Source organism: Trebonia sp. (genome assembly GCF_049794275.1).
In the GTDB taxonomy this organism is placed as follows: domain Bacteria; phylum Actinomycetota; class Actinomycetes; order Streptosporangiales; family Streptosporangiaceae; genus Trebonia.
Map to the genome: position 1 here is coordinate 1 of NZ_JBARCR010000005.1, position 2,420 is coordinate 2,420.

The window sequence follows — 2,420 nt, forward strand, 5'->3', positions numbered from 1 at the left end:
CTCGTACGTCTCCGCCGCCCGGGCCGGCCAGTCGGGCAGCGCACCTGGGCTACCACCAGCGGACGATGACGCGGCCAGCGCCCATGCCGCCTGCCGCGCGGCACCGAGCGCCACGTACTCGGCGGGCTCGGGCACCGTCACCGGCATCCCGAACACTCCTGGCGCCAGCGCCCGCACCGCCGCGGACCGCGCCGCGCCGCCGATCAGCACCACCCGCCCCGGCGTGATCCCGCACGCCCGCAGGTAGTCGATCGCGTCAGCCAGCGAGCAGAGCACCGCTTCGACGGCGGCACGCGCGAGATTCGACGGCGTCGTGTTAGCCGAGGTCAGTCCCCGCAGCACCCCGTTCGCGGACGGCCGGTTCGGCGACCGCTCGCCGTCCAGGTACGGCAGCAGCGTCAGCCCGTCCGCCCCTGGCGAGGCGGCCAGCGCCAGCGCGGAGAACCCCGCCGCGTCGACCCCGAGCAGCCGCGCGGTGACGTCGAGCACCCGCGCCGCGTTCACAGTGGCGACCAGCGGCAGGAACTTCCCTGTCGCGTCGGCGAAGCCGGCGACAAGCCCGGTCGGGTCGGCGGCCGGCTTAGCCGTCACCGCGTAGGCGACCCCGGAGGTGCCGATCGACACCACCACGTCGTCGTCGCGCAGCAGCAGCCCCAGCGCCGCGCCCATGTTGTCCCCGGTGCCCGCGGAGAGCGCCGCGCCCCACGAGGTCTCCCCGACGACCTCGGCGGGCCCGGCGACCCGCGGCAGCTCGACGGGATGCCCGAGCGCGGTGGCCGCGAGGTCGGGCAGCCACCGTCCGTCCGCGGGGGAGAAGTAGCCGGTGCCCGAGGCGTCCCCGCGGTCGGTGGTCGGCTCGAGCGCCGGGTCACCGGCGGGAGCGGGTCCCCCGCCGGCGAGCCGCCAGGTCAGCCAGTCGTGCGGCAGCAGCACGCGGCGCACCCGGCGCGCGTTGTCCGGCTCGTTCTCCGCGAGCCAGCGCAGCTTGGTGACGGTGAACGACATCGTGGGCACGCTGCCGGTCCGCGCGGCCCACTCGGCGGGCCCGCCGAGCTCGTCGACCAGGGCCCGCGCCTGCGGCGCGGACTTCACGTTGTTCCACAGCATGGCGGGCCTGATCACCTCGCCGCCGTCGTCGAGCACGACCATCCCGTGCTGCTGCGCCGCCACCCCCACCGCGTCGGCTCGCTCTAGCAGGTCCCGCCCGGCCGCGGTCAGCGCCTCCCACCAGCGGTCCGGGTGGCATTCTGTGCCGTCGGGGTGCGGCGCGGCAGCCTCCGCGACGACGCTGCCGTCGTCGGCCCGGCAGAGCAGCACCTTCGTGGACTGGGTGGAGGAATCGACACCGGCGACTAGGTTCACAACCGCGACAGTAGCAAGATGACGGTTGGCGAGTCAGTCCCGCTCGTTCGGGGAAAGATCAAAAATCTAACCAGGACCCTGACGACTAGGATCCTGTCTGCAATCGTTTGTCGCCCGTCGCGGAGGAGCGCCGATGTCGCTACAGGAGTTCGTGCCAACGCCCAGGTTCGAGGAGTACAGCGAGCGGTTCAAGGATTTCTTCACGATGACCCGCCGCGGGGACGGCGTGCTGTTCGTGGAGGCGCACACGCTCGGCGGCCCGATCCAGCTGTCCGTGCAGAATCACCGGGCGCTCGGCCAGATGCTCAAGGTCGTGGGCGCGGACCCGCGGAACGAGATCCTCATCCTGACCGGGTCCGGTGACGAGTTCATGATGGGCTCCGACCCCGAGGGCTTCGCCCTCGAAGAGGAAGACCTCGAGTACTGGGCCTACGAGTACGCGTACAAGGACGGCAGGATCAACGTCTCGGCGCTGGTCAACGACCTGGAGATCCCCACCATCGGGCTGCTGAACGGCCCGGGCTTCCACACCGAGATCGTGCTCATGTGCGACATCTCGCTGGCCGCCGAAGGCGCGACGGTCTTCGACCTGCACTACGACATCGGCTCGGTACCCGCCGACGGCATCCACAACTGCTTCCAGGAGCTGCTCGGCGTCAAGCGCGCCGCGTACGCCCTGCTCACCGGCGAGGCGATCACAGCAGAGAAGGCGCTGGAGTGGGGCATGGTCAACGAGGTGGTCCCGCGCGATCAGCTGATCGCGCGGGCGTACGCGATCGCCGACCACATCATGACCCAGCCGCGGACCACCCGGCGGCTGACCACGCAGATCGTCAGGCGGCCGTGGAAGCAGCGGATCGTGAACGACCTGGACGGCGGGTTCGGCATCCAGATGTTCGGCCACATAGCGAAGAAAAAGGCCGTCCACGGCGAAGGCCACATCCGCTCGACAGTCGACTACGTCCGCGAAGGCCGTAAGAACAACTTCGACTAGCCCGCCCGGCCGGCCTGGCCACTGGCCAAAGGCGGTCGATGGCCCATCGACCGCACTCTATGGT

2 protein-coding genes are annotated in these 2,420 nt (G+C 71.0%); one reads left to right on the forward strand and one right to left on the reverse strand.

Features of this window, described 5'->3' with window-relative positions; all coding sequences use genetic code 11:
- The coding region (gene xylB / locus WA805_RS00125; RefSeq protein WP_425241343.1) for a xylulokinase at window positions 1-1,362 on the reverse strand (1,362 nt) is incomplete at its 3' end.
- Between the two features lie 133 nt (window positions 1,363-1,495).
- Here xylB and WA805_RS00130 point away from each other — a divergent pair.
- Window positions 1,496-2,356: an enoyl-CoA hydratase/isomerase family protein gene (locus tag WA805_RS00130; RefSeq protein ID WP_422270940.1), complete on the forward strand. Its 861-nt coding sequence runs from the start codon at window positions 1,496-1,498 to the stop codon at window positions 2,354-2,356.
- Window positions 2,357-2,420 lie beyond the last annotated feature (64 nt).